Here is a 24,201-nt window from a genome sequence, read left to right on the forward strand (position 1 = left end):
AGCGCCGGGTGGCGGCTACGCCGGACCCGGCCTACGGGAGCTGACTGTAGGCCGGGTCCGGCAATTACCGCCGACCTAACGGCACCACCAGCGGTGTACCCGCCACCGGATCGTCAATAATCATGCAGCGCATGCCGTAGATCCGCGCGATCAGCTCCGGCGTCACAATCTCCTTCGGCGCGCCCTGCGCCACAATTTCGCCGTCGCGCAGCGCAATCAGATGCGTCGCGTAGCGGCAGGCCTGATTTAAATCATGCAGCACCGCCGCCAGGGTGTACCCCTGCGTGCGGTTCAGCTCGCTCAGCAGCTCCAGCAGGTCAATCTGATGGCTGATGTCCAGCCAGGTCGTCGGCTCGTCCAGCAGCATAATGGCGGTTTCCTGCGCCAGCACCATCGCGATCCACGCCCGCTGTCGCTGTCCGCCGGAGAGGGTATCCACGCTTTGCTGAGCCAGATCGGTGATGCCCGTTGCCTCCATCGCGCGCTTCACCGCCTCGTCGTCCTCTTTGCGCCAGCGGGTAAACAATGGCTGGTGCGGGTAGCGCCCGCGCGAGACCAGCTCCTGCACGGTAATATCTCCCGGCGTGGTGGCATTTTGCGCCAGCAGCCCGATGCGTCGCGCCACCTCTTTGCTGGCGAAGCGCTGGATCTGCTCTCCGTCGAGGAATACGCTGCCCTCTGTCGGCGACATCAGGCGGCTCAGGGTGCGCAGCAGGGTCGATTTGCCGCAGCCGTTCGGTCCGATAATCGCGGTGAAGTGGCCGTCCGGAATGGCGACGGTTAAATCACGGGCAATGATTTTTTTGCCATAGCCGAGGGTCAAGTTTTCGCCGCGCAAGCGGGTTGTTGAATCTGTCATTTCTTGCGTGACTCCTGAACGAGCAAGACGATGAGGTAAATCCCGCCGAGGCTGACGGTCACCACGCCCACCGGAAGTTGATAAGGCATAAACAGCCGCTGGGCGCAGAGATCGGCGGCCAGCAGCAGCATCGCACCGCACAGGGCAGCCTGGGTCAAGCCCCAGCGTGCGGTGCCGCTAAGACGCCGCGCGATATGTGGCGCGACAAGGGCAATAAACGAGATCGGCCCGGCAATCGCGGTGGACGCTGCGGTCAGCAATACCGCCACCAGCATCAGCATCAGACGCGAACGCTCAACGCTCACGCCCAGCGCGCAGGCGCTGTCGTCGCCCATCTCCAGCAGGCGCATCCGGCGTACCAGCAGCAGGGCGCCGATAAACATCAGTAAAATCAGCGGTGCGGCGGGCCAGGTTTTGCCCCACGTCAGGCCGTTAAGTGAACCGGCATACCACAGCCCGGCGGAGAGCGCGGTTTCCAGAGACGCCTGCAACAAAAGCCAGGTGTTAAACGCCATCAGCATCGCGCGGATGCCGATCCCGATAATGATCAGCCGGAAGGTGTCGATACCGTTGCGCCAGGCCAGGGCCCAGATAAGCAGCGAGGTCAGAATGCCGCCCGCCATCGCCGTAAAGGTAATGGCCGTCAGATGCTGCCCGAACAGCACCATCGCCACCAGCACGCCGCTCCACGCGCCGGTATTCAGGCCCATCACGTCCGGGCTGCCGAGGGGGTTACGCATCAGCGACTGGAAAATCGCGCCGCTGACGCCGAGCGCCGCGCCCACCAGGATCGCCATCGCCACGCGCGGCAGTCGCCATTCCGTGACCACCATGGTGATGTTACGCGGCGCACTGCCGGTGAGGGCGTGAAAGACCTGCGCGAAATCAAGCGTTACGGCACCGCTTTGCAGGCTCCAGACCGCCAGCAGAGTAATGGCGATAGCCAGCAGGAAGACACTGGTGAGTAAACGGCGGGACAGAGCCATCATGCGCCACCCCCGCGTCTGCGACGTACCAGGAAGATCAGCACCGGCGCGCCGATAAACGCGCTCACCACCGAGACGCGCAGCTCGCCGGGCACCAGCAGGCGGCCCAGCACGTCGGCAAACAGTAGCAGGGCAGGGGTCGCCAGCAGCGTGACCGGCAGCGACCAGCGGTGGTCCGACCCCACCAGCCAGCGCGCCATGTGCGGCATCATCAGGCCGATAAAGGCGATGGGGCCGACCACGGCGGTTGCGCTACCGCTCAGCACGGTGATAGCGAGCAGGCCAGTCAACTGCGTGCGCGCGACGCGGTTGCCGAGGGCGGTCGCGGTGTCGCTGCCGAGGCTCAGGCTGTTCAGCGACCGGCTTAAACACAGCGCCACGACGGCGGCGATAATGACCGGGATCGCCACCACGTTTAAGGTTTCAAGGGTCCGGATATCCAGCGAACCGGCCTGCCAGAAGCGCAGCTGGTCATACACGTCCGGGTTGAGCAGGGCGATACCGCTGGACAGACCTTCCAGCACCGCCGCCAGCGCCACGCCTGCCAGGGTTAAGCGTACCGGGCTGAGCTGGCCGCCGCCCTGACTGCCGGTAAACGCCACCACCAGCGAGGCCGCCAGCGCGCCGCAGAAAGCCATCACCAGCTGTTCAGAGGGCGACGTTAACCCGAACAGCGCTGCGCCGAGCACGATGGCAAAGCTTGCGCCTGAGTTCACGCCGAGAATACCGGGGTCCGCCAGCGGGTTACGGGTAAGGGTTTGCATCAGGGCACCCGCGAGGCCGAGCGCGCCGCCGGCCAGCAGTCCGGCAAGGGTACGGGGCAGGCGAGCGTCGAGCACGATGGTGCAGTCGGCGCTCTGACAGGTTCCGGAGAGCGCATCGACAATAACGGACGCGGGCAGCGGTTTAGCGCCGACCAGCAGGCTGAGTGCAATCGCAAGGATTAGCAGTAGCAATAATACGGGCACGGCAATGGCGCGCACCGCAGAAGAGGAAAACGACATAGCAACATCCATGATTTGATAATGATAGTGATTATCGTTATCTATCTTATTTGGCTATGTTAGCATGTGCGCCCATGGAATTGGTAGAAATAGACTCAAGGCCTTGTCATGAATCAAAAATCCTGGCTGCTTAACCTCAGCCTGCTTAAGACGCACCCGGCGTTTCGTGCGGTCTTTATCGCCCGTTTTATCTCCATTTTGTCCCTCGGCCTGCTCGGCGTCGCCGTGCCCGTCCAGATCCAGACCATGACGCACTCCAGCTGGCTGGTGGGGTTATCCGTGACCTTAACCGGCGGGGCGATGTTTATCGGCCTGATGGTCGGTGGCGTGCTGGCGGATCGCTACGAGCGTAAGAAGCTGATCCTGCTGGCGCGCGGTACCTGCGGGGTGGGCTTTATCGGGCTGTGTCTGAACGCGATGCTGCCGGAGCCGTCGCTGGTGGCGATTTATGCCCTTGGCCTGTGGGACGGTTTTTTCGCCTCGCTCGGCGTGACGGCGCTGCTGGCAGCGACGCCCGCGCTGGTGGGGCGCGAGAACCTGATGCAGGCGGGGGCGATCACCATGCTCACCGTGCGCCTCGGCTCGGTGATTTCGCCGATGGTCGGCGGCCTGCTGCTGGCCACCGGCAGCGTGGCGTGGAACTATGGCCTTGCAGCGGCGGGAACCTTTATCACCACGCTGACGCTGCTGCGTCTGCCGATCCTGCCACCGCCGCCGCAGCCGCGCGAGCACCCGCTGAAGTCGTTAATGGCCGCGATTCGTTTTCTGTTCAGTAACCCGCTGATTGGCGGCATTGCGCTGCTCGGCGGCCTGCTGACCATGGCGAGCGCCGTGCGCGTGCTTTACCCGGCGCTGGCGGGCGAGTGGCAGATGAGCGCCTCAGAGATTGGTGTGCTGTATGCCGCCATTCCACTCGGCGCGGCCTGCGGAGCGCTGACCAGCGGTAACCTGGCTCAAAGCGCGCGTCCGGGCTTGATTATGCTGGTGGCGACGCTGGCCTCGTTTATCGCCATCGGCTTCTTCAGCCTGATGCCGGTCTGGGCGCTGGGGGTGATGTGTCTGGTGATTTTCGGCTGGCTGAGCGCGGTCAGCTCACTTTTACAGTACACCCTGATCCAGACCCAGACGCCGGAAGGGATGCTGGGGCGTATTAACGGCCTGTGGACGGCGCAGAACGTGACGGGCGATGCGATTGGCGCGGCGATCCTCGGCGGGCTGGGAGCAATAATGACTCCGGTGGCGTCGGCGAGCAGCAGCGGGTTTGTGTTAGCAATGGTTGGCGCGATCTTACTGGTGACGCTGGTGGAATTGCGGCGGTTCAGCCCCTGTAGGTCGGGTAAGGCGTAGCCGCCACCCGACAAAACGCCCGGTGGCGCTGCGCTTACCGGGCCTACGGGGAATATGCCAATTATTTAAAAATTGAATCTAAACGCTGTAACACCAACATCGCGCTGTAATAATCCAGGCGGAACGTCTCCGTTCCCAGCGCCCAGACGCGCTTGTTTTTCACCGACGGTAAATGCGCCAGCAGCGGGTTGGCGTAAATCGCATTCACGTCTTTCTCGTCGCCGGCAAACACGAACAGCCCTTCGCCGTTCAGCCCCGTCGCCAGGTTTTCTCCACCCAGCTGAATAATGTCGTGACGCTTGCCCTGGCTTTTTGAGGTTTGCAGCCCATCGGGTAACGCCGCCAGCGTAAAGCCCAGCTGGTGTAACAGCTTGCCCTGCGCCGATTCTGTCGTCCACAGGTTCGCCGTGTGCGCAGCGGCGGTATAGACGATGGCATTCACCGGCTGCGGCGGCAGTTTCATCTGCTGTTTTACCTGCGCGAGCTGATTATCGAATTCGGCGATGCGTTCAGCGGCCTGTTTTTCATGCCCGGTCATCGTGCCCAGCTGGGTCAGCAGTTCCTGCCAGCTTTTGTCGTCGTAATTGATGATAAGCGTCGGGGCGATGGCGGAGAGCTGATCGTAGAGCGCCAGCGCGGAATCCCCGCCGGTGGCGCTGATTAGAATCAGGTCCGGCATCTGGGCGGCCACCGCTTCGGCGCTTGGCTCGCCGATATACAGCCGGGCAACTTTGCGCTGTTTCGCGATATCGCCCCACTGGCGCAGAAACCCCTGCGCATCCGCCACGCGGTTATTGGGCGTGGTCGCACCGCTGGCAATGACCGGCGCGTCAATGGCCAGCAGGGAGCCGGTTAAGGTCACGCTGGTGGAGACAATGCGCGTCGGCTTGCTCTCAAGCGTGTGCACCCCGCGGCTGTCGGTGACCTGGCGCGGCCAGTCGTCGGCGGCGGCTGAGGTTAGTCCTAAAACAAAAAGTCCTGTCAGAAGAAGGGCATTGCGGCAAACGGCAGCGATTTTCACAAAGCGGCATCCTGTTTTATTGAAGATAATGCTTCTCATTTTCACGGTTGCCGGGAAGGGATGCAAGCGTTTGTCGCACAAGTTAATGGCCCGACGGTTGACAGCGGCGCGCTGTGGGATTAGGTTAGCCGACGAAAATATAAATGATAATCATTATTGCTTCTTTTATCATTTTAAGGAGGATGATATGGACACGTCCCTGGCTGAGGAAGTTCAGCACACCGCGACCACGCTGCAATCAGACAGCTTTTTCTTTATGTCGCCTTACCGCAGTTTTACCACGTCCGGCTGTTTTGCCCGTTTTTCGGAACCCGCCGTCGGCGGTGACGATCCGGCGGGGGCCTTTCAGCAAAAACTGGCTCAGGCTTTCAGAAATGCGAAAAACAGCGGCATTGCCCATCCGGTAATGGTAGGGGCGATCCCCTTCGATACCCGCAAACCGTCGTCGCTGTTTATTCCGCAGCGTTGGCAGACCTTCTCTCGTCCTGCGCGTCAGCAGACTGCACGCTACGCCTCCGGCGCACAGACGCTGAACGTGCAACAACGCACCGAGATCCCACCGCAGCCGGTTTTCGAGGAGATGGTTGCCCGCGCCGCGTCGCTCACCGCCACGCCGCAGGTGAATAAGGTGGTGCTGTCGCGCCTGATTGATATCGCTACCGACAAAACCATTGATAGCGGTGCGCTGATGGAGCGTTTGATCGCCCAGAACCCGGCGAGCTTTAACTTCCACGTGCCGCTGGAAGACGGCGGCGTGCTGCTGGGCGCCAGCCCGGAGCTGCTGCTGCGCAAAGAGGGCGCGCACTTTAGCTCCCTGCCGCTGGCAGGCTCCGCGCGGCGTCAGCCGGATGATGTGCTGGATCGCGAGGCGGGCAATAAGCTGCTGGCCTCTGAAAAAGATCGTCACGAACACGACCTGGTGACTCAGGCGATGAAAACCATTCTGGAACCGCGCAGCCATCAACTGAGCATGCCGGCTTCCCCGCAGCTCATCACCACCCCGACGCTGTGGCACCTGGCGACGCCAGTAGAAGGCGAGGCGCGTGAAAACGAAAACGCCCTGACGCTCGCCTGCCTGCTGCACCCGACCCCGGCGCTGAGCGGTTTCCCGCATCAGGCGGCAAAAGAACTTATTGCCGAGCTGGAGCCCTTCGACCGCGAACTGTTTGGCGGCATCGTTGGCTGGTGCGACAGCGAAGGCAACGGCGAGTGGGTGGTGACCATCCGCTGCGCGCGGCTGCATCAAAATACCGTTCGCCTGTTTGCCGGCGCGGGCATTGTGCCTGCTTCCTCCCCGGTGGGCGAGTGGCGCGAGACGGGCGTGAAGCTCTCCACCATGCTTAACGTGTTTGGTTTGCACTAAGGAATACCCATGACCATCCCTTTTACCCGCTGGCCTGAGGATTTTGCCCGCCGCTACCGTGAAAAAGGCTACTGGCAGGATCTGCCCCTGACCCACATCCTGACGGACCATGCGCAAAGCGATGCGGTCGCGATTATCGACGGCGATCGCCACATCACCTACCGCGCGTTTAATGAGGCGGTGACGAATCTGGCGTCTGCCCTCCAGGCGCAGGGGCTGCATCGCGGTGAGACCGCGCTGGTGCAGCTCGGCAACGTGGCCGAGTTTTACATCACTTTCTTTGCGCTGCTGCAAATTGGCGTCGCGCCGGTCAACGCGCTCTTTAGCCATCAACGCAGCGAACTGAACGCCTACGCGGTGCAGATCAAACCCGCCGTACTGATTGCCGATCGCGACCACGCCCTGTTCGCGGGCGACGAATTTCTTAATACGTTTATCGACGAGCATCGCTCGGTGCGCGGGGTACTGCTGCGTGGCGATCGGGGCGATCGCGCGCTGGAAGCGGCGATTGCCCGTCCGGCGGGTAATTTTATCCCTAACCCGACGCCCGCCGACGAAGTGGCGTTCTTCCAGCTCTCCGGCGGCAGCACCGGCACGCCGAAGCTGATCCCGCGTACGCATAACGACTACGACTACAGCATCCGTCGCAGCAACGAAATCTGCGGTATCACTGCGCAGACCCGCTATCTGAACGCGCTTCCCGCAGCGCACAACTACGCCATGAGCTCGCCAGGATCGTTAGGCGTGTTCACGGCGGGCGGCTGCGTGGTGCTGGCGAACGATCCGAGCGCCACGCTCTGCTTCCCGCTGATTGAACAGCATCAGGTTAACGTGACCTCGCTGGTACCGCCGGCGGTCAGCCTGTGGTTGCAGGCGATTGCTGAAGGGGCGGGCAATGCCCAACTTGCGTCGCTGAAGCTGCTCCAGGTAGGCGGCGCACGGCTCTCCGCCACGCTCGCGGCGCGTATCCCGGCGGAAATCGGCTGCCAGCTGCAACAGGTGTTTGGCATGGCGGAAGGGCTGGTGAACTACACCGCCCTCGACGATGCGCCGGAACGCATCATCAACACTCAGGGCCGACCAATGTGTCCGGACGACGAGGTGTGGGTGGCGGACGAGGACGGCAATCCGCTCCCGCGCGGGGAAGTCGGACGTTTGATGACGCGCGGCCCGTACACCTTCCGCGGCTATTTCAACAGCCCGGAGCACAACGCCAGCGCCTTTGATGCCAACGGTTTTTACTGCTCAGGAGATCTGATCGCCATCGACGAGCAGGGCTACATCACCGTGCAGGGGCGCGAGAAAGATCAGATCAACCGCGGTGGTGAAAAGATTGCCGCCGAAGAGATCGAAAACATGCTGCTGCGCCACGAAGCGGTGATCCACGCCGCGCTGGTGAGCATGGAGGACAGCCTGCTGGGCGAAAAAAGCTGTGCGTATCTGGTGGTGAAACAGCCCCTGCGCGCGGTTGAGGTGCGCCGCTTCCTGCGCGAGCAGGGCGTTGCCGAATTTAAGCTGCCGGACCGCGTGGAGAGCGTGGATGCGCTTCCGCTCACGCCGGTCGGCAAAGTTGATAAGAAACAGTTGCGCCTGTGGCTTGCTGAACGCGCCCGGGGCTGAGGAACAGAGAATGGCTATTCCAAAATTAACCGCTTATGCGCTGCCAACCGCCGCAGAGCTGCCGACCAACAAGGTGAACTGGGCGTTTGAGCCGGAGCGCGCCGCGCTGCTGATCCACGATATGCAGGAGTATTTCCTGAACTTCTGGGGCGAAAATAGCGACATGATGCAGCAGGTGGTGGCGAACATCGCTAAACTGCGCGCGTACTGCAAAGAACACAATATCCCGGTGTACTACACCGCGCAGCCGAAAGAGCAGAGCGATGAAGACCGCGCCCTGCTGAACGACATGTGGGGGCCGGGGCTGACCCGCTCGCCGGAGCAGCAGCGCATCGTGGCTGAACTGACGCCGGACGAAGCGGACACCGTGCTGGTGAAGTGGCGCTACAGCGCATTTCACCGCTCGCCGCTGGAGCAGATGCTGAAAGAGACCGGCCGCAACCAGCTGCTGATTACCGGCGTGTATGCCCACATTGGCTGCATGACCACCGCCACCGACGCCTTTATGCGCGACATCAAGCCGTTCTTTATCGCCGATGCGCTGGCGGACTTCACCCGTGACGAGCACCTGATGTCGCTGAAATACGTGGCAGGACGTTCGGGCCGCGTGGTGATGACCGACGAGCTGCTGCCGTCCGTTCCGGCAACGAAAGCCGCGCTGCGCGAGCTGATCCTGCCGCTGCTGGACGAGTCCGACGAGCCGATGGATGACGAAAACCTGATCGACTACGGTCTGGATTCAGTGCGCATGATGGCGCTGGCCGCCCGCTGGCGGAAGGTGCACGGCGACATCGACTTCGTGATGCTGGCGAAAAATCCGACCCTCGACGCCTGGTGGGCGCTGCTCTCCCGTGAGGTGAAGTGATGGCCGGGTTCGATTTTACCGGTAAAACGGTTTGGGTAACGGGCGCGGGTAAAGGTATTGGCTATGCGACCGCGCTGGCCTTTGTGGAGGCGGGCGCGCGGGTGACCGGGTTCGATCTGGCCTTCCCGCAGGACGATTATCCGTTTGCCACCGAAACGCTGGACGTGGCGGACGCGGCGCAGGTGGGCGACGTCTGCGGGCGTTTACTCGGCACCCTTGAGCGCCTCGACGTGCTGGTTAACGCGGCGGGCATTCTGCGCATGGGCGCGACGGACGAGCTCTCGCTGGAGGACTGGCAGCAGACCTTTGCGGTTAACGTCGGCGGCGCGTTTAACCTGTTTCAGCAGACGATGGGCCAGTTCCGCCGTCAACAGGGCGGGGCGATAGTGACCGTGGCCTCTGACGCGGCGCACACCCCGCGCATCGGCATGAGTGCCTACGGCGCGTCGAAGGCGGCGCTGAAAAGCCTGGCGCTGACAGTCGGGCTGGAGCTGGCAGGCAGCGGCGTGCGCTGTAATCTGGTGTCGCCCGGCTCCACGGATACCGACATGCAGCGCACCCTGTGGAAAAGCGACGACGCGGAGCAGCAGCGCATTCGCGGCTTTGGCGAGCAGTTCAAGCTCGGCATTCCGCTGGGCAAAATCGCCCGTCCGCAGGAGATTGCCTCGACCGTGCTGTTCCTTGCGTCCGATGCCGCCAGCCATATTACCTTGCAGGATATCGTGGTGGACGGCGGCTCCACGCTGGGGGCGTGATGATCTGGAAACGTCATTTATCCCTCGACGAGCTGAACGCCACCAGCCAGAACACGATGGTGGCGCACCTGGGCATCGTCTATACCCGCCTCGGGGACGACACGCTGGAAGCGGAGATGCCGGTAGATGCGCGTACCCATCAGCCGTTTGGCCTGCTGCACGGCGGCGCCTCGGCGGCGCTGGCGGAAACGCTGGGCTCAATGGCCGGTTTTCTGATGACCCGCGACGGGCAGAGCGTGGTGGGCACGGAGCTGAACGCCACGCACCACCGCGCGGTGTCGCAGGGCAAGGTGCGCGGCGTGTGTCAGCCGCTGCATCTGGGGCGTTCCAGCCAGAGCTGGGAGATCGTGGTATTCGACGAGCAGGGGCGGCGGTGCTGTACCTGTCGGTTGAGCACGATGGTGCTGGGGTAAGTCATTCAGCTGAAAGTGATCGGCTTAACACTGTAGTGTAAATCTCTGGTTTGACCACGCATTATTGCGTTTCAAAGTTGTTAAATTTTATCCGTTGTTCTAGAAACAAAATGTAACATCTCACTGTTTCACAACAACGGATAACAGCTATGAACAACTCAGGGAAATACCTTACGTGGGCGGCGCTCTCCGTTGTGGGAGCCTTTGCCCTGGGCTACATCGCCCTCAATCGGGGGGAGCAGATCAATGCGCTCTGGATCGTCGTCGCCTCCGTCTGCATTTATCTCATCGCGTACCGTTTTTATGGTCGCTATATCGCAAAGACGGTACTGGGCGTAGACGGCACGCGCATGACGCCTGCCGTTCGCCACAACGATGGTCTGGACTACGTGCCGACCGATAAAAAAGTGCTGTTCGGTCACCATTTCGCGGCGATTGCCGGTGCGGGCCCGCTGGTAGGGCCGGTGCTGGCGGCGCAGATGGGCTATCTGCCGGGGATGATCTGGATCCTCGCGGGGGTGGTGCTGGCGGGCGCGGTGCAGGACTTTATGGTGCTGTTCGTCTCCACCCGTCGCGACGGTCGTTCGCTGGGCGAGCTGGTGAAAGAGGAGATGGGCGCGACCGCCGGGGTCATCGCGCTGGTGGCGACCTTTATGATCATGGTGATCATCCTCGCGGTGCTGGCGATGATCGTGGTGAAAGCGCTGACCCACAGCCCGTGGGGAACCTATACCGTCGCCTTTACCATTCCGCTGGCGCTATTCATGGGGATCTACATTCGCTACCTGCGCCCGGGCCGCATCGGGGAAGTCTCGGTCATTGGCCTGGTATTCCTGGTGTTCGCGATTATCTCCGGCGGCTGGGTGGCGGAAAGCCCGACCTGGGCACCGTTCTTCGACTTTACCGGCGTGCAGCTGACCTGGATGCTGGTGGGCTACGGCTTTGTGGCGGCGGTGCTGCCGGTGTGGCTGCTGCTGGCCCCGCGCGACTACCTCTCAACCTTCCTGAAAATCGGCACCATCGTCGGGCTGGCCATCGGCATTCTGATTATGCGCCCGACTCTGACCATGCCTGCGCTGACCAAATTCATTGACGGCACCGGCCCGGTCTGGACCGGCAACCTGTTCCCGTTCCTGTTTATCACCATCGCCTGCGGCGCGGTGTCCGGCTTCCATGCGCTGATTGCCTCCGGGACCACGCCGAAGATGCTGGCCAACGAGAATCAGGCCTGCCTGATTGGCTACGGCGGCATGCTGATGGAGTCCTTCGTGGCGATTATGGCGCTGGTCTCCGCCTGCATTATTGATCCGGGCGTGTACTTTGCGATGAACAGCCCGATGGCGGTGCTGGCCCCGGCCGGCACCGTTGACGTGGTCGCCTCTGCCGCGCAGGTGGTGAGCGGCTGGGGCTTTGCCATTACCCCGGAAACGCTGACGCATATCGCTAATGAGGTGGGCGAGCAGTCAATTATCTCCCGCGCGGGCGGGGCGCCGACGCTGGCGGTGGGCATGGCCTACATCCTGCACGGCGCGCTGGGCGGGCTGATGGACGTCTCGTTCTGGTATCACTTCGCCATTCTGTTCGAGGCGCTGTTTATCCTGACGGCGGTGGATGCCGGTACGCGTGCGGCGCGCTTTATGCTCCAGGATCTGCTGGGGGTGATCTCGCCAAACCTGAAGCGGACCGATTCGCTCCCGGCTAACCTGCTGGCGACGGCGCTGTGCGTGCTGGCGTGGGGCTACTTCCTGCATCAGGGCGTGGTCGATCCGCTGGGCGGGATCAACACCCTGTGGCCGCTGTTCGGTATCGCCAACCAGATGCTGGCGGGCATGGCGCTGATGCTCTGCGCGGTGGTGCTGTTCAAGATGAAGCGCCAGCGTTACGCATGGGTGGCGCTGGTGCCAACCGCGTGGCTGCTGATCTGTACCCTGACGGCGGGCTGGCAAAAAGCCTTCAGCCCGGACAACAAGGTGGGCTTCCTGGCCATCGCCAACAAGTTCCAGGCGATGATCGATAGCGGTAAGATCCCGGCGCAGTACACCGAATCGCAACTGTCGCAGCTGGTGTTCAACAACCGTCTGGATGCCGGGCTGACCATCTTCTTTATGGTGGTGGTTGTGGTGCTGGCGTTGTATTCTCTGAAAACCGCGCTGGCGGCGCTGAAGGTCGACACGCCGACGGCGAAAGAGACGCCGTACGAGCCGATGCCTGAAAACCTGGACGAGATTGTGACCCAGGCGAAAGGGGCGCATTAACCCGTGTGCCGGGTGGCGCTAGCGCTTACCCGGCCTACATTTTCAGTGAGACCAGAATGATGTTCGACACCCTCTCCAAAGCAGGTAAGTACCTGGGCCAGGCCGCCAAAATGATGATTGGCGTGCCGGATTACGACAACTACGTCGAGCATATGCGCGTCAACCACCCGGACCAGACGCCAATGACGTACGAAGAGTTTTTCCGCGACCGCCAGGACGCCCGCTACGGCGGCAAGGGCGGGGCGAAGTGCTGTTAACCCTCTTTTGGTAAATAGAGGCTGATCTGCTCCTGTTTACAGCCGTAGATTGCCGCCAGCTTTTCGCGGGTGCGCTTTTGCGGGCGGGAGTCCAGCGCTTCCAGCTGTGACACGGCGGACTGGGTGATGCCAAGTTTCTCAGCGACCTCCTGCTGGGACATGCCGCGCAGAATGCGCCACGCGGCCTGTAGGCTGACGTTCTGCCAGGTCATGATGCTGCATACTTCTCCGGGCAATTCCACGTCATCATAGCAATCGTGTTCGACTTCGATATCCTCCAGATCCTCATCGGTTTCGTCGTCGATCTCTGCCATCTGTAAGCACATACGAAAGTATTCGTGATAGGGCATGACCACGAACTGTGTTTTTCCGTTATCGTCCTTAATTAGCTGAACAGCCATAGGTGGCTTTCTCCTCGTGCAGGTAAGTTGTTGATGTTCTGCGCTTGACGGCCAAAACATAACAATGGGTATTGGGATTGTCCCGAAGTGTAATCAGGATGCGGTATTCGCCAACGCGTAGCCGGAAATGATTTTCTGTCGCCGATATTTTTTTGATATCGGGCCGGGGAGCTGAACGATCGTCCAGTTCAGCAAGTTTTGCTTTGATTCTTCGCTGATATCGGCCATCAATTTTGGAAAGCTCTTTCTTTGCATTCTTTGACCACACAATCTTCATCCGTACCTCCACTGTACGCCCACACAAAACACAAGGAAATAATAAGACTATTAGATAAATTCCGAATTTCTTATGGGGTACTGTAGAGCGGAGAAAAACCGTGAGAAAGCGGCAAAACGCGAACCGTCGAGAGCGCTCGAGAAGGCCTCTGCCGGACGACAGAGGCTTGCAGGAAAATTGCGATCAGGCGTTCAAACCACCGTCCACGTCCAGACCGGTGCCGGATATTTGCCCCGCAGCCGGGCTGGCGAGGAAGGTGACCGCCGCCGCGACGTCTTCCGGCTGGCCGTAATGGCCCAGGGCAATAAGCTGACGCTGTGAGTCAGCCTGTTCCCCGTCTTCCGGGTTCATATCGCTGTTGGTCGGTCCGGGATGGACCAGGTTCACGGTAATGCCGCGTGGGCCAAGATCGCGGGCGAGTCCGCGGGTCAGGGAGTTGAGGGCAGATTTGGTCATTGAGTAGACGGCAATCCCCGGCTGTGCCACGCGGTTCGCCAGACAGCTGCCGATGTTGATAATGCGCCCGCCGTCGGACATGTGCACCAGCGCTTCCTGAATGGCGATCACCACGCCGCGTATGTTGACGTTGATGAGGGCGTCGATGTCCGCCAGGGTCATGGACTCCAGCGGGCCGCCGCGCGCAATGCCGGCGTTATTGACCAGAATATCCAGTCCGCCAAGGGAGCGCGCCGCCTGCGTGACCGCATCCTGAATCGCCTGCGCGCTGGCGCTGTCCGCCTGAATGGCCTCGCCGTGCCGCCCCAGCGCCTTAATCTCATCGACGACCGCCTGGGCTTTATCGACGGATTTTTCGTAGGTGATAACCACATCAGCACCGGCGCGCGCCAGCGACAGCGCAATCGCCCGGCCCAGCCCACGACTGGCGCCGGTAACCAGCGCCTTTTTACCTGTTAAATCGATCTGCATGATGACCTCGTTACGAGAGTGGTGAGAATCATCATTAGGTATAGCCCGTCGGCGCGATTAACGGTTGAAGGATTCCACCTTCTCAAACGCGGCGCGCAGAACCTCAGGCGTTAACGTAATGGGTAAATAGTGAATCGACTCCACCGGGCGCAGGGTGTGGGCGATAACCCTATCCAGCTCGTCGCGGTTATTGATGTCGACGTCCAGCTCGCGAAGCCGGGTCGGCAGATTAAAACGCTGGTACGCCGCCACCAGCTGCGCCAGCACGTCGTCCTGGCCGAGCAAGGCACTCTGCACCAGAATGCCGTAGGCCACTTTTGTGCCGTGCAGGTATTTTTCCGTCTGCGGCAGCACGGTTAAGCCGTTATGCACCGCGTGCGCCGCCGCCACGCGGGTATAGCGCTCCCCCAAACCGCCAACCATACCGCCGCCGGCAATAATGGCATCCACCACGTCCCGGAACGCCTGCGTTTGTTCGCCGCGCTGCTGGTCCGCAAGCGCCTCTTCGCTGCGCTCCAGCAGCACGTCGCGGATCGCCAGCGCACCGTTGAGACCGAGACGCACGGTGAGCGGCAGGATCTCAGGTTGAGGAGCGAGCACCGCCGCTTCGTACCACTTCGCCAGCGTATCGCCGATGCCCGCCAGCAGATATTCTGCCGGGGCGTTCAGAATGATCCGCGGCTCTACCAGCACCAGGAAGTTGGCGTCGTCGAAGATCTCAAACTGTAGCGCCTGACCGGCATCGTTGTACCAGACGGAGAGCGGCGTCCACGCCGCGCAGGTGGCGGCGATGGTGGGAATACCCACGAACGGCACGCCCAGACGACGCGCCACGGCCTTGACGGTATCCATCACCGCGCCGCCGCCGATGCCAATCACCACGCTGGCTTCGCTTCCCGCTTCGTTCACCAGACGGGTGACGTCACGCTCGCTGCAATGGCCCTTAAACAGCAGCTGTTTTGCCCCCGGCGCGTTAAAACTCTGCGGCAGATAAGGGCGCGCGCCCTCAATCGCCCGCTCGCCGTAGATCCACACCGCTCGGGAAAGCTGTTCCGGGGTAAAAAAATCATCCAGGCGCGCAAGGCTTCCCGGGTGAGAAAAGTAGTTCGCCGGGCCGGGCACGACGCGAATATCGGTGTTGCTCATGAAGTTGTCCTTATTTTAGCAAGCGCTAACCCGATGTTATGTCTGGACATCCGGATGGCTAATAATATTTCGCTTTATCTTATGCCTTTTCCGTCGTTGTCAGTCAACCGGAGCTGTGAAAAATTCGCTAAATCAGAAGAGTAATGAAGGATTTACGCGGATGGTTTCCAGTCGCCTTGAGATGCGCGGTATCAGCCTGGCCTTTTCCGGCTTTCAGGCGCTGTCGCGCGTGGACTTTACCCTGAACGGCGGGTCGGTGCATGCGCTGACCGGGGCCAACGGTGCGGGGAAATCAACGCTGATGGCGGTACTGTGCGGGACGCACGATCGTTATGAAGGCGAAATCTGCATTAACAACCAGCCGGTATGTATCCGCGAGCCGCTGGACGCCAAACGGCTGGGCATCCACCTGGTGCAGCAGGAGGTGGACGTGGCGCTGATCCCAGGGCTGAGCATTGCGGAGAACATTATGCTCGACCAGCTGGCGCAGCCGGGACACCGCTACAGCTGGCGCGCCGTTCGTCAGCAGGCGCGGCAGGCGCTGGCGCAGCTGGATGTTTCGCTGGACGTTCGCCGTTCCATCGACAGCTGCACCCTTGCCGAAAAGCAGCAGATTTTGCTGGCGCGGGCGCTGTCGCACCATTGCCGATTTTTGATCCTTGATGAGCCCACCGCGCCGCTGGACGCGCACGAAAGCGAGCGTCTGTTTGCGGTGGTGAGACGTTTAAAAGAGCAGGGCATCGGCGTGGTGTTTATCTCCCACCGTATTCACGAGCTGAAGGCCATCTGCGACACCTTAACGGTGCTGCGCGACGGCAAGCTGATTGAGTCCGGCCCGATGGCCGATCTCAGCGGTGAAGAGATTGTTGAGAAGATGCTGGGCCACGAGCTGAGCGATATCTACCCGCCCGCGCGACCGCCGCACGGCGAAGAGACGCTGCTGCGCGTCGACGGGCTTCACGACGATGTCCTGTTGAAAGACATCTCCCTGCACCTGCGCAAAGGCGAAATCCTCGGCATTGCCGGGCTGGCGGGGGCGGGGAAAACCGAACTCTGCAAGGCGCTGTTTGGCGCCAGCAAAAGCCGCGTGGCGCGTGGCGAGCTGAACCATCAGGCCTGGAAACCGCGCGATCCGGCAGACTCGGTGCTGCGCGGCCTTGCGCTGGTGCCGGAGGAGCGGCGCAAGGAGGGTATTTTTATCGACGAGACGGTAAGCATGAACCTTGCCGTGAGCGCCGATAACAGCTTCTCGCGCTGGAGTCTTTTTGGTCATCGTCAGGCGTGGCGCTGGGCGGAAGAGGTCATTTCCCGCATCGGCGTGCGCGCTCGGGGACCGGGGCAGGTGCTGCGCCGTCTGTCCGGCGGTAACCAGCAGAAGGTTGCCATCGGTAAATGGTTGCGTAATGACGCCAGCGTGTTGATTTTCGACGAGCCGACCAAAGGCGTGGACGTGAAGGCCAAAACCGATCTGTTCCAGCTGATTGACGGCCTGGCGCGCGAGGGCAAAGGGGTGATTTACGCCTCCGGCGAGTTTGCCGAGCTGGTGGGACTGTGCGACCGCATCTGCGTGCTGTGGGACGGGCGCATCGTGGCAGAAATCGCCGGGGCCGAGGCCCGTGAAGAGACACTACTTTATTATTCAACCGGAGGAACGGCGTCGTGAGCAAGGCCCTTTCAGTGACCGCGGCGGCGTCTGGCCGTCAGCAACTTTTTGATTTTCTCTATAAATGGGGCATGTTGCTCACCGTCGTCGCGCTGGTGGCCGTCTTTGGCCTGGCGTCGGACAGCTTCCTCGACCCGAACAACATCATCAATATTCTGCGCTCGATTGCCATCGTGACGGTGATTGCCGTTGGCGTGTCGATTTCCCTGACCGTCGGCGGGTTCGATCTCTCCGTGGGCTCCACGGCGTCGCTGGCGAACGCGCTGGTCATTTCGCTTTTCGTCTGGCACGGCTTCGGCACTACCGAGTCAATTTTGATCACCCTTGCGCTCTGCACGCTGGTCGGCCTGTTTAACGCCTTTCTGATCGTCATCCTGCGCATCCCCGATATGCTCGCCACGCTCGCCAGCCTGTTTGTCATCCAGGGCGTGGCGATGACCTACAGCTACGGCGGGTCGATTACCGAGAACATGGTGCTGCCGAGCGGCGACATGGCGGAAGGCACCATTCCGGCGGCGTTTGGCCTGCTGGGACAGGTGCCGACCATTGTCATCATCATGCTGGCGGTGACGCTGCTGGCGCAGCTGGGGCTGTCGCTGACCACCCATGGACGCCGGATGTACGCCATTGGCGGTAACCCGGAAGCGGCGCGCCTCTCGGGCATTCGCACCACGCGCTACAAGGTGGCGGCCTACGTGATTGCCTCGCTGCTGGCGGGGCTGGGCGGCATTCTGCTGGCCTCGCGCATCGGATCGTCGCAGGTCAATGCGGGCGGCGGCTATCTGATGGATGCGGTGGCAGCGGCGTGGATTGGCTTCTCGCTGGCAGGTTCCGGCAAGCCGAACGCGCTGGGCACGCTGGTGGGAGCGGTGATCCTCGGCGTACTGTCGAACGGGCTGGTCATGCTCTCCGTGCCGTATTACGCCATGGACATAATAAAAGGGCTGGTGCTCGCGGTAGCGCTGGCGATCACCTACATACAAAAATGCTGACAACACAACGGGATAATAAATGAAAAAGATTGCGCTCTCTTTGGTGGCACTGGGGTTACTCACTTCTCTGCCGGGATTTGCGGCCACGCCCGCGCCGGTTCCGGCCGCCATTGCGAACCACGAAGGACCGATCCGCATCGCGGTGATCCGTAACCTCGGCTCGGACGACAACACCACGCAGTTTGTTGCCGGGGCCATTCAGGAAGGGAAAAAGCTCGGCTTTAAGGTCAGCACCTTTTTGAGCAACGGTGATGACGCTAAATTTCAGGACTTTGTTAACCAGGCCATCAGCCAGAAATATGACGGGATCATCCTGTCGCAGGGCCGCGATCCGTACTCCACCGCGCTGGTGAAGAAGGCGGTGGATGCCGGGATCAAGGTCGCCGTATTTGATACCGCCGTTAACGGCGAGATCCCGGGCGTGACCGTCACCCAGCAGGACGACGCCTCCCTGACGAATCTCTCCTTCGGCCAGCTGGCGAAAGATTTCAACGGCAAGGCCAACATCGTCAAGCTGTGGGTGGCGGGCTTCCCGCCGATGGAGCGCCGTCAGGCAGCCTATAAAGAACTGCAAAAGCAGTACCCAGAGATTAAAGAGCTGGAGTCCATCGGCGCGGTCTCTTCTGACGTGCAGGGCGACACCGCCAACAAGGTGGGGGCGATCCTGGCGAAATACCCGAAAGGGAAAATCGACGCCATCTGGGGCACCTGGGACGCCTTCAGCCAGGGGGCGTATAAGGCGCTGAAGGAGAATGGACGCACCGAGATCAAGCTCTACAGCATTGATATCTCCAACCAGGACTTACAGCTGATGCGCGAGCCGGGTAGCTCGTGGGCAGTGAGCGTGGCGGTGGATCCGAAGCTGATTGGCGCGACCAACGTACGCCTGATCGCCAACAAGATTGCCGGGGAAGCCACGCCTGCCACCTACGACTTCAAAGCCGCCGCGATCCCGCAGGCGCTGCTGACCGCGCAGCCGGGGGCGGTGAACGTGGCGTCGCTGGGCAAAATCATTCCAGGCTGGGGCCAGACGGACGATTTTATCGCGCCGTGGTTTGCGACGCTTACCGCTAAAAACAAGTAAACCAAGCCGGGTGGCGGCTGCGCCTTACCCGGCCTACATTTTGCACCCGTAGGCCCGGTAAGCGCAGCGCCACCGGGCATAAGGAGCTCAAGGTGTCTCAATTACCCACCCCCGAATACAGCCGCAATATGCGGCTGATCGGCCATAGCGAACAGGGCGGTCGCCCGGACGGCGTTCAGCTGATGGTGCACTGCGGCTTTGCGTATATTGGCCATATGGTGTCGCAGGGCTTTTCCATTGTGGACGTGCGCGATCCAAAAAATCCGAAACCCGCGGGCTATGTGCCTGCGCCGCCGGGCACCTGGAACGTGCACCTCCAGGCGCACGACGATCTGCTGCTGGTGATCAACGCCCGGGATCTGTTTGCCGATGCCCGCTTTGCCGACGAGAAGGTCTACTACACCCGTCAGGTGGGGGAGACCGTCAGCGACGTGCAGGATAAAGGATGGAGCGCCGGGCTGCGGGTGTTTGATATCTCAACCCCCGACGCGCCGCGCGAAATTGGCTTTCTGTCGCTGAGCGGTATCGGCATACACCGCATCTGGTACGTTGGCGGACGCTGGGCGTACGTGTCAGCGCTGATCGACGGCTTTACCGACTATATTTTCCTGACTATTGACCTGGCGGACCCGCGCAAGCCCGAGGTGGCGGGGCGCTGGTGGCTGTCGGGGATGAACCAGGCCGCAGGGGAACAGCCCAACTGGCCGGAGGGCAAGCGCTACGCGCTGCACCATGCGATCATCGCCGGCGATACGGCGTACGGCAGCTGGCGCGACGGCGGCTTAACGCTGCTGGACGTGAAGGACCGTACCCAACCTCAGCTGATTAGCCACCGCAACTGGAGCCCGCCGTTTGGCGGTGGGACGCATACCGCGCTGCCGCTGCCGGACCGCTCCCTGCTGGTGGTGCTGGACGAAGCGGTGCTGGATAACCAGCAGGACGGCGAGAAGCTGATCTGGCTGTTTGATATTCGCGAGCCGTCGAACCCGGTGAGCATTTCCACCTTCCCGCAGCCGAATGAAACCGACTACGTGGCAAAAGGGGCGCATTTCGGCCCGCACAACCTGCACGAGAACCGGCCCGGAAGCTTCGTCAGCTCGACGCTGATTTTCGCGACGTATCAGAACGCGGGGGTACGCGCGTATGACATTTCCAACCCGTATCGGCCAGTGGAGACCGGGGCACTGGTGCCCACCGCGCCGGAGAGAATGATGGACACGCGGCCGAATCGCCCGCAGGTGATCCAGTCGTGCGACGTGTTTGTGGACGCGCAGGGGATTATTTACAGCACGGACTATAACGGCGGGCTGTCGGTGATTGAGTATCTGGGGTGAGTTATTGCCGGGTGGCGGCTGCGCCTTACCCGGCAAACAAACGGCACTCAACTGTACTGCCGCACCCTTGCCACCAGCGCTTCCGCGCTGTCTATGCGGTCGGCAATCACGATCAGTGCTTTACCAAGCGTAATGGCGTGGCGCAGGCATTCGTGGCGCATCGCCTCGTCCTGGATGCTATCGATATCCGCGACGTGGGAAAGCCCGACGCTGCGGCGAATTAATTCGGTGCCGCAGAAGCCGATGGCGTCATGCCAGACTTTTTTCAGGAACGCGGAGGCATAGCCCGGCGCGCTGAGCGCGGCGTCGCGGGCTTTCTCGTTCGCTAGGGCCTGGAAACGTTCCGCGAAGCTGTTCCACAGTTCCTGAATATCGGTCAGGCGCTGCTCGCGCGCGGCGGCGGCATCACGAATGCCCAGATGTCCCGGCAGGCCGCAGAAGTTCAGCAGCAGGTTGCCGATGGCGGTGCCGACGTCAAAGCCTATCGGGCCAAAGTAGCCGAACTCGGCGTCGATGGCCTTCAGGCTGCTGTCGGCCACAAAAATCGAGCCGCTGTGAATATCCCCGTGCAGCAGGGCTTCGGCATGCGAGAAAAAGCGGTGCTTCAGGGAGGCCACGGCAATTTTTAGCGGGGCGTCGTCGCGCAGGGCGGCGACGTCATTTTCCAGCTCGGCAGGGTAGTTATTGCGCTCATGAACCTGGTACGGATCGTTAAAGAACAGATCTTCAGTGATCTCGCACATCTCCGGGTTGATGAACTTCGCCACCTGCGCTTTTTTCTCGTGCGGGTGCAGGTAGAAATCGCTGGTGTGGAACAGGGTGTGAGCGAGATATTCACCCAGCTGCCGCGCCGCCTGCGGGTAGTAAATGTTGCCGATCAGCTCGCCGCGCCAGATGCGATGGCTGGAGAGATCTTCCATCACCATCACCGCCAGTTCCGGGTCATAGTGGTGGATTTTTACGGTGTGCTGCGGGCTATGCCTGTAATGCTCGACCAGGGTTTGCGCCTCGAGGCGGGCGCGATCCAGCGTCAGCGGCCAGGACTCCCCGACGCAGCGCACGTAGGGCAGCGCCTGCTTGACGATGATGCGGCTGACGCCCGCGCTGTCGTAAATTTTAAAAACCAGATTGAGGTTGCCGTCGCCCACTTCCTGCGCCTCTACCAGCGATGACGGATCGTCAAGCCCGCCAAACTGCCTGGCATACTCCACGGCGTCCTGAGCGGTAAAGGTACGGTATTGCGACATGGCCTGCTCCTCACGAGTTAACTAATTAAGACATGTAGACGTCTATACATCTGGATTTCATCCTGACACAATGTGCTACAACAACGCAACAGGGAATTAACGACATGCAGACATTACAGACGACCAGCCTGCGGGTGGCGGATAATCAGCTCTTTATTCTCGACCAGCAGGCGCTTCCGCAGGAGAAACGCTGGCTGGATGCCTCAACGGTAGAGACGCTGGTCGGGCATATTCACGCTCTGCGGGTGCGCGGCGCGCCGCTGATTGGTCTCTCTGCAAGCCTGCTGCTGGCGCTGCTGGCGGAAAACGGCAAAAGCCGCGACGCGCTGACGGCGGCGCTGGACACGCTTCGCGCCGCACGCCCGACGGCGGTAAACCTGATGAATAACCTCGACCGCATGAAGCTTGCGCTGTGGGAGGAGGATTTCGTTCCGGCGCTGGTGGCTGAGGCGCTGCGCCTGATTGACGAAGACCGGCAGCTGTGCGATGCGATTGCAAAAGCGGGCAGCGCGCTGGTGAAGCCCGGGAGCCGTCTGCTGACCCACTGCAACACCGGCGGGCTGGCAACGGCGGGCGTCGGTACGGCGCTGGGGGTGATTGCCCGCGCGCATCAGGAAGGCAACGTCAGCAACGTGTGGGTGGATGAAACCCGTCCGCTGTTGCAGGGCGGCAGGCTGACCGCGTGGGAGCTGGGCGAGCTGGGCGTGCCGTATCAGCTGATTACCGACTCCATGGCCGCCAGCCTGATGGCGAAAGGGCAGGTGGACGCCGTGTGGGTGGGAGCCGATCGCATCGCCGCTAATGGTGACGTGGCGAACAAGATCGGCACCTACTCGCTGGCGGTGCTGGCGAAATTCCACGGCATTCCGTTCTACGTGGCCGCCCCGCAAACGACGCTCGATCCGGCCTGCCCGAACGGGGATGCGATCCCCATCGAGCAGCGCGCCGCCAGCGAAGTGACGGGCGTTGCCGGAAGCTTTGGCGCGGTGCAGTGGGCGCCGGAAAACGCGGCGGTGTATAACCCGGCGTTCGACGTCACCCCCGCCTCGCTGATTAGCGGCTGGGTGCTGGACACGGGCGTGGTCACGCCGGATGAGGTGGCGGCAGGGAAATTTGCCTGAGTCCGGCTATCCTTTAAGGGGTTCCCTTAAGAGGACAACATCGTGACGCTCGATCCTGAAACAGACTTAAAACTGGAGCGCGTGGTGGATGCACCGCGCGACCTGCTCTGGCTCTGCTGGACCACGCCAGAGCACATCAAAAACTTCTTCATTCCTGCTCCCCATAAGGTGACCGAATGCGACCTCGACCTGCGCGTGGGCGGGCGGTTCAACACCGTGTTTGAGGTGGACGGGCAGCGGATGGATAACCGCGGCGTATTTCTTGAAATCGACCCGGGGAACAAGCTCGTCTTTACCGACGGTTATACCGAGGGCTGGAAGCCAGCTGAAAAGCCATTTATGACGGCGATCCTGCTGCTGGAGGATGTGGGTGAGGGCAAAACCCGCTACACGGCGATAGCGCGACACCCGACGAAGGAAATTCGCGAGCAGCACGAGCAAATGGGCTTCCACGAAGGATGGGGGATTGTGCTGGATCAGCTGGTGGGATATGTGAAGGGGCTGAAACGATAGTGCTCATGGACCCCCTCTCCCTTGAGGGAGAGGGCTGGGGTGAGGGGGAGGATGCGTTGATCATGTTGAAGAAAGATTTCTCTTTTTGGTATTCCTCATCTGACGAAATATTGGCGCTCCCTTTTCATCAAAATATCTTTCCGGCCATATCACATCAGGCGGAATGTCTAGCGCCTGAGCGATAAGCAGTTCACCTTTCGGCCATGGTCGGGTAAGCGCGTTTGCCAGCGTGGATGAGGAAAGGCCAGCCTTTCGTGACAACGCAGCCAGGCTTGTTCCATGTTTCTTTAGTGCAGCGATAATATCGGCCGGGTGCCAGTTCTGATGGTGCATTGTGTCCTCCTTACATGTGTTCGTTACGCGCTCAATTATCCTGTTTTGGGATAAAAAGGCAACGGGAGGATATTCGATTTCAGGATATTTGTATGGAATCGGAACAATGGCTTCAGTTTACTCGGATGAATACCAGCGTGTTATCAACGCGTTGAAGAAAGCGCGTAAAGAGAAGGGGATGACTCAGGCGCAGCTTGCGGAGGCACTGGGAAAACCGCAGTCGTTTATTGCTAAAGTGGAAAACGGTGAGCGTAGGTTGGACGTGGTGGAGTTTGTGCATCTGGCGAGGCTGGTTGGCGCAGATGTGCAGAGGATTATCGCCAGTATTTAATTAATGCCTGAGTATGGAACTGACCACCACAGCCGTATGTTCCCCTCACCCTAACCCTCTCCCCAGAGGGGCGAGGGGACTGTTCCG

At 61.1% G+C, this 24,201-nt stretch carries 25 protein-coding genes; 15 read left to right on the plus strand and 10 right to left on the minus strand.

The window, feature by feature from the left end; genetic code table 11:
• Window positions 1–64: 64 nt before the first annotated feature.
• The 3 genes from fepC to fepD are packed head-to-tail and all read right to left on the minus strand — an operon-like array spanning window position 65 to window position 2,849.
• Window positions 65–859: an iron-enterobactin ABC transporter ATP-binding protein gene (fepC, locus tag IM300_RS08730; protein ID WP_028012291.1), complete on the minus strand. Its 795-nt coding sequence runs from the start codon at window positions 857–859 to the stop codon at window positions 65–67.
• Entirely contained in the window at window positions 856–1,845 is a 990-nt protein-coding gene (gene fepG / locus IM300_RS08735) for an iron-enterobactin ABC transporter permease (protein ID WP_193036269.1), read from the minus strand. Before fepG ends, fepC begins: the two co-directional genes overlap by 4 nt.
• A complete protein-coding gene (fepD, locus tag IM300_RS08740; protein ID WP_063866037.1) occupies window positions 1,845–2,849 on the minus strand; it encodes a Fe(3+)-siderophore ABC transporter permease in 1,005 nt (334 codons plus the stop codon). Before fepD ends, fepG begins: the two co-directional genes overlap by 1 nt.
• Before the next feature lie 108 nt (window positions 2,850–2,957).
• On the opposite strand from fepD, the gene entS reads away from it, so the two are divergent.
• Complete coding sequence (gene entS, locus IM300_RS08745; protein WP_131636143.1) at window positions 2,958–4,196, plus strand: enterobactin transporter EntS; 1,239 nt, start codon at window positions 2,958–2,960, stop codon at window positions 4,194–4,196.
• A gap of 61 nt (window positions 4,197–4,257) precedes the next feature.
• Here entS and fepB read toward each other — a convergent pair whose 3' ends face one another.
• Window positions 4,258–5,217: a Fe2+-enterobactin ABC transporter substrate-binding protein gene (gene fepB / locus IM300_RS08750; protein WP_193036179.1), complete on the minus strand. Its 960-nt coding sequence runs from the start codon at window positions 5,215–5,217 to the stop codon at window positions 4,258–4,260.
• A gap of 187 nt (window positions 5,218–5,404) precedes the next feature.
• Here fepB and entC point away from each other — a divergent pair, with 187 nt between their 5' ends.
• From entC to IM300_RS08785, 7 genes are all read left to right on the plus strand, one after another.
• Window positions 5,405–6,580: an isochorismate synthase EntC gene (gene entC, locus IM300_RS08755; protein WP_107534891.1), complete on the plus strand. Its 1,176-nt coding sequence runs from the start codon at window positions 5,405–5,407 to the stop codon at window positions 6,578–6,580.
• 9 nt (window positions 6,581–6,589) lie between these two features.
• Window positions 6,590–8,200: a (2,3-dihydroxybenzoyl)adenylate synthase EntE gene (entE, locus tag IM300_RS08760; RefSeq protein ID WP_193036180.1), complete on the plus strand. Its 1,611-nt coding sequence runs from the start codon at window positions 6,590–6,592 to the stop codon at window positions 8,198–8,200.
• Between the two features lie 10 nt (window positions 8,201–8,210).
• Window positions 8,211–9,065 (plus strand): isochorismatase, encoded by an 855-nt coding sequence (locus IM300_RS08765; protein ID WP_063154729.1) that lies wholly within the window; start codon window positions 8,211–8,213, stop codon window positions 9,063–9,065.
• Window positions 9,065–9,820 (plus strand): 2,3-dihydro-2,3-dihydroxybenzoate dehydrogenase EntA, encoded by a 756-nt coding sequence (entA, locus tag IM300_RS08770; protein WP_193036182.1) that lies wholly within the window; start codon window positions 9,065–9,067, stop codon window positions 9,818–9,820. Before IM300_RS08765 ends, entA begins: the two co-directional genes overlap by 1 nt.
• Window positions 9,820–10,233: a proofreading thioesterase EntH gene (entH, locus tag IM300_RS08775; RefSeq protein ID WP_063449409.1), complete on the plus strand. Its 414-nt coding sequence runs from the start codon at window positions 9,820–9,822 to the stop codon at window positions 10,231–10,233. The genes entA and entH overlap by 1 nt, the downstream gene beginning before the upstream one ends.
• 149 nt (window positions 10,234–10,382) lie before the next feature.
• Entirely contained in the window at window positions 10,383–12,488 is a 2,106-nt protein-coding gene (gene cstA / locus IM300_RS08780; RefSeq protein ID WP_063449408.1) for a pyruvate/proton symporter CstA, read from the plus strand.
• Window positions 12,489–12,547: 59 nt separating this feature from the next.
• Window positions 12,548–12,745, plus strand: coding sequence for a YbdD/YjiX family protein (locus tag IM300_RS08785; protein WP_006809671.1), 198 nt, complete (start codon window positions 12,548–12,550; stop codon window positions 12,743–12,745).
• Here the strand turns inward: IM300_RS08785 and IM300_RS08790 are convergent.
• The 4 genes from IM300_RS08790 to IM300_RS08805 form a co-directional block, all read right to left on the minus strand.
• Entirely contained in the window at window positions 12,742–13,146 is a 405-nt protein-coding gene (locus IM300_RS08790; RefSeq protein WP_107534894.1) for a helix-turn-helix domain-containing protein, read from the minus strand. The genes IM300_RS08785 and IM300_RS08790 overlap by 4 nt on opposite strands.
• A complete protein-coding gene (locus IM300_RS08795; protein WP_063866047.1) occupies window positions 13,127–13,423 on the minus strand; it encodes a type II toxin-antitoxin system RelE/ParE family toxin in 297 nt (98 codons plus the stop codon). The genes IM300_RS08790 and IM300_RS08795 overlap by 20 nt, the downstream gene beginning before the upstream one ends.
• A gap of 183 nt (window positions 13,424–13,606) precedes the next feature.
• Window positions 13,607–14,350, minus strand: a complete 744-nt coding sequence (locus IM300_RS08800; RefSeq protein WP_063866048.1) for an SDR family NAD(P)-dependent oxidoreductase — start codon at window positions 14,348–14,350, stop codon at window positions 13,607–13,609.
• Window positions 14,351–14,407: 57 nt separating this feature from the next.
• Window positions 14,408–15,496, minus strand: a complete 1,089-nt coding sequence (locus tag IM300_RS08805) for an oxidoreductase (RefSeq protein ID WP_193036184.1) — start codon at window positions 15,494–15,496, stop codon at window positions 14,408–14,410.
• A gap of 160 nt (window positions 15,497–15,656) precedes the next feature.
• Here IM300_RS08805 and IM300_RS08810 point away from each other — a divergent pair, with 160 nt between their 5' ends.
• From IM300_RS08810 to IM300_RS08825, 4 genes are all read left to right on the plus strand, one after another.
• Complete coding sequence (locus tag IM300_RS08810; RefSeq protein WP_193036186.1) at window positions 15,657–17,159, plus strand: sugar ABC transporter ATP-binding protein; 1,503 nt, start codon at window positions 15,657–15,659, stop codon at window positions 17,157–17,159.
• Complete coding sequence (locus tag IM300_RS08815) at window positions 17,156–18,151, plus strand: ABC transporter permease (protein ID WP_193036188.1); 996 nt, start codon at window positions 17,156–17,158, stop codon at window positions 18,149–18,151. Before IM300_RS08810 ends, IM300_RS08815 begins: the two co-directional genes overlap by 4 nt.
• Window positions 18,152–18,170: 19 nt before the next feature.
• Window positions 18,171–19,235 (plus strand): sugar ABC transporter substrate-binding protein, encoded by a 1,065-nt coding sequence (locus tag IM300_RS08820; protein ID WP_193036190.1) that lies wholly within the window; start codon window positions 18,171–18,173, stop codon window positions 19,233–19,235.
• 92 nt (window positions 19,236–19,327) lie between these two features.
• Window positions 19,328–20,569 (plus strand): LVIVD repeat-containing protein, encoded by a 1,242-nt coding sequence (locus IM300_RS08825; protein ID WP_193036192.1) that lies wholly within the window; start codon window positions 19,328–19,330, stop codon window positions 20,567–20,569.
• A gap of 47 nt (window positions 20,570–20,616) precedes the next feature.
• Here IM300_RS08825 and mtnK read toward each other — a convergent pair whose 3' ends face one another.
• Window positions 20,617–21,816, minus strand: a complete 1,200-nt coding sequence (gene mtnK, locus IM300_RS08830; RefSeq protein WP_193036194.1) for an S-methyl-5-thioribose kinase — start codon at window positions 21,814–21,816, stop codon at window positions 20,617–20,619.
• Between the two features lie 104 nt (window positions 21,817–21,920).
• On the opposite strand from mtnK, the gene mtnA reads away from it, so the two are divergent.
• On the plus strand, window positions 21,921–22,937 hold the full coding sequence (gene mtnA / locus IM300_RS08835; protein WP_193036196.1) for an S-methyl-5-thioribose-1-phosphate isomerase: 1,017 nt from the start codon (window positions 21,921–21,923) through the stop codon (window positions 22,935–22,937).
• A 42-nt stretch (window positions 22,938–22,979) separates the two neighbouring features.
• Window positions 22,980–23,450 (plus strand): SRPBCC family protein, encoded by a 471-nt coding sequence (locus IM300_RS08840; RefSeq protein ID WP_063866058.1) that lies wholly within the window; start codon window positions 22,980–22,982, stop codon window positions 23,448–23,450.
• Between the two features lie 60 nt (window positions 23,451–23,510).
• On the opposite strand, the gene IM300_RS08845 is transcribed toward IM300_RS08840, so the two are convergent.
• Window positions 23,511–23,783, minus strand: coding sequence for a helix-turn-helix transcriptional regulator (locus IM300_RS08845; RefSeq protein ID WP_193036198.1), 273 nt, complete (start codon window positions 23,781–23,783; stop codon window positions 23,511–23,513).
• 106 nt (window positions 23,784–23,889) lie between these two features.
• Here IM300_RS08845 and IM300_RS08850 point away from each other — a divergent pair, with 106 nt between their 5' ends.
• Window positions 23,890–24,114 (plus strand): helix-turn-helix transcriptional regulator, encoded by a 225-nt coding sequence (locus tag IM300_RS08850; protein ID WP_023299573.1) that lies wholly within the window; start codon window positions 23,890–23,892, stop codon window positions 24,112–24,114.
• The last annotated feature ends 87 nt before the right edge of the window (window positions 24,115–24,201 follow it).

Origin of the sequence: Enterobacter cloacae complex sp. I2 (assembly GCF_014896205.1) — a bacterium.
Taxonomy (GTDB): domain Bacteria; phylum Pseudomonadota; class Gammaproteobacteria; order Enterobacterales; family Enterobacteriaceae; genus Enterobacter; species Enterobacter quasihormaechei.

Excerpts from the sequence above, each read along its gene's own strand:
- IM300_RS08795 (WP_063866047.1), bottom strand. The coding sequence starts at position 13,423 with ATGAAGATTGTGTGGTCAAAGAATGCAAAGAAAGAGCTTTCCAAAATT.
- entH (WP_063449409.1), top strand. The coding sequence starts at position 9,820 with ATGATCTGGAAACGTCATTTATCCCTCGACGAGCTGAACGCCACCAGC.
- fepG (WP_193036269.1), bottom strand. The coding sequence starts at position 1,845 with ATGGCTCTGTCCCGCCGTTTACTCACCAGTGTCTTCCTGCTGGCTATC.
- IM300_RS08845 (WP_193036198.1), bottom strand. The coding sequence starts at position 23,783 with ATGCACCATCAGAACTGGCACCCGGCCGATATTATCGCTGCACTAAAG.
- IM300_RS08785 (WP_006809671.1), top strand. The coding sequence starts at position 12,548 with ATGTTCGACACCCTCTCCAAAGCAGGTAAGTACCTGGGCCAGGCCGCC.
- entS (WP_131636143.1), top strand. The coding sequence starts at position 2,958 with ATGAATCAAAAATCCTGGCTGCTTAACCTCAGCCTGCTTAAGACGCAC.
- cstA (WP_063449408.1), top strand. The coding sequence starts at position 10,383 with ATGAACAACTCAGGGAAATACCTTACGTGGGCGGCGCTCTCCGTTGTG.
- IM300_RS08850 (WP_023299573.1), top strand. The coding sequence starts at position 23,890 with ATGGCTTCAGTTTACTCGGATGAATACCAGCGTGTTATCAACGCGTTG.
- IM300_RS08805 (WP_193036184.1), bottom strand. The coding sequence starts at position 15,496 with ATGAGCAACACCGATATTCGCGTCGTGCCCGGCCCGGCGAACTACTTT.
- IM300_RS08820 (WP_193036190.1), top strand. The coding sequence starts at position 18,171 with ATGAAAAAGATTGCGCTCTCTTTGGTGGCACTGGGGTTACTCACTTCT.
- IM300_RS08810 (WP_193036186.1), top strand. The coding sequence starts at position 15,657 with ATGGTTTCCAGTCGCCTTGAGATGCGCGGTATCAGCCTGGCCTTTTCC.
- entA (WP_193036182.1), top strand. The coding sequence starts at position 9,065 with ATGGCCGGGTTCGATTTTACCGGTAAAACGGTTTGGGTAACGGGCGCG.
- mtnA (WP_193036196.1), top strand. The coding sequence starts at position 21,921 with ATGCAGACATTACAGACGACCAGCCTGCGGGTGGCGGATAATCAGCTC.
- IM300_RS08790 (WP_107534894.1), bottom strand. The coding sequence starts at position 13,146 with ATGGCTGTTCAGCTAATTAAGGACGATAACGGAAAAACACAGTTCGTG.
- fepD (WP_063866037.1), bottom strand. The coding sequence starts at position 2,849 with ATGTCGTTTTCCTCTTCTGCGGTGCGCGCCATTGCCGTGCCCGTATTA.
- IM300_RS08800 (WP_063866048.1), bottom strand. The coding sequence starts at position 14,350 with ATGCAGATCGATTTAACAGGTAAAAAGGCGCTGGTTACCGGCGCCAGT.
- entE (WP_193036180.1), top strand. The coding sequence starts at position 6,590 with ATGACCATCCCTTTTACCCGCTGGCCTGAGGATTTTGCCCGCCGCTAC.
- fepC (WP_028012291.1), bottom strand. The coding sequence starts at position 859 with ATGACAGATTCAACAACCCGCTTGCGCGGCGAAAACTTGACCCTCGGC.
- IM300_RS08765 (WP_063154729.1), top strand. The coding sequence starts at position 8,211 with ATGGCTATTCCAAAATTAACCGCTTATGCGCTGCCAACCGCCGCAGAG.
- entC (WP_107534891.1), top strand. The coding sequence starts at position 5,405 with ATGGACACGTCCCTGGCTGAGGAAGTTCAGCACACCGCGACCACGCTG.
- mtnK (WP_193036194.1), bottom strand. The coding sequence starts at position 21,816 with ATGTCGCAATACCGTACCTTTACCGCTCAGGACGCCGTGGAGTATGCC.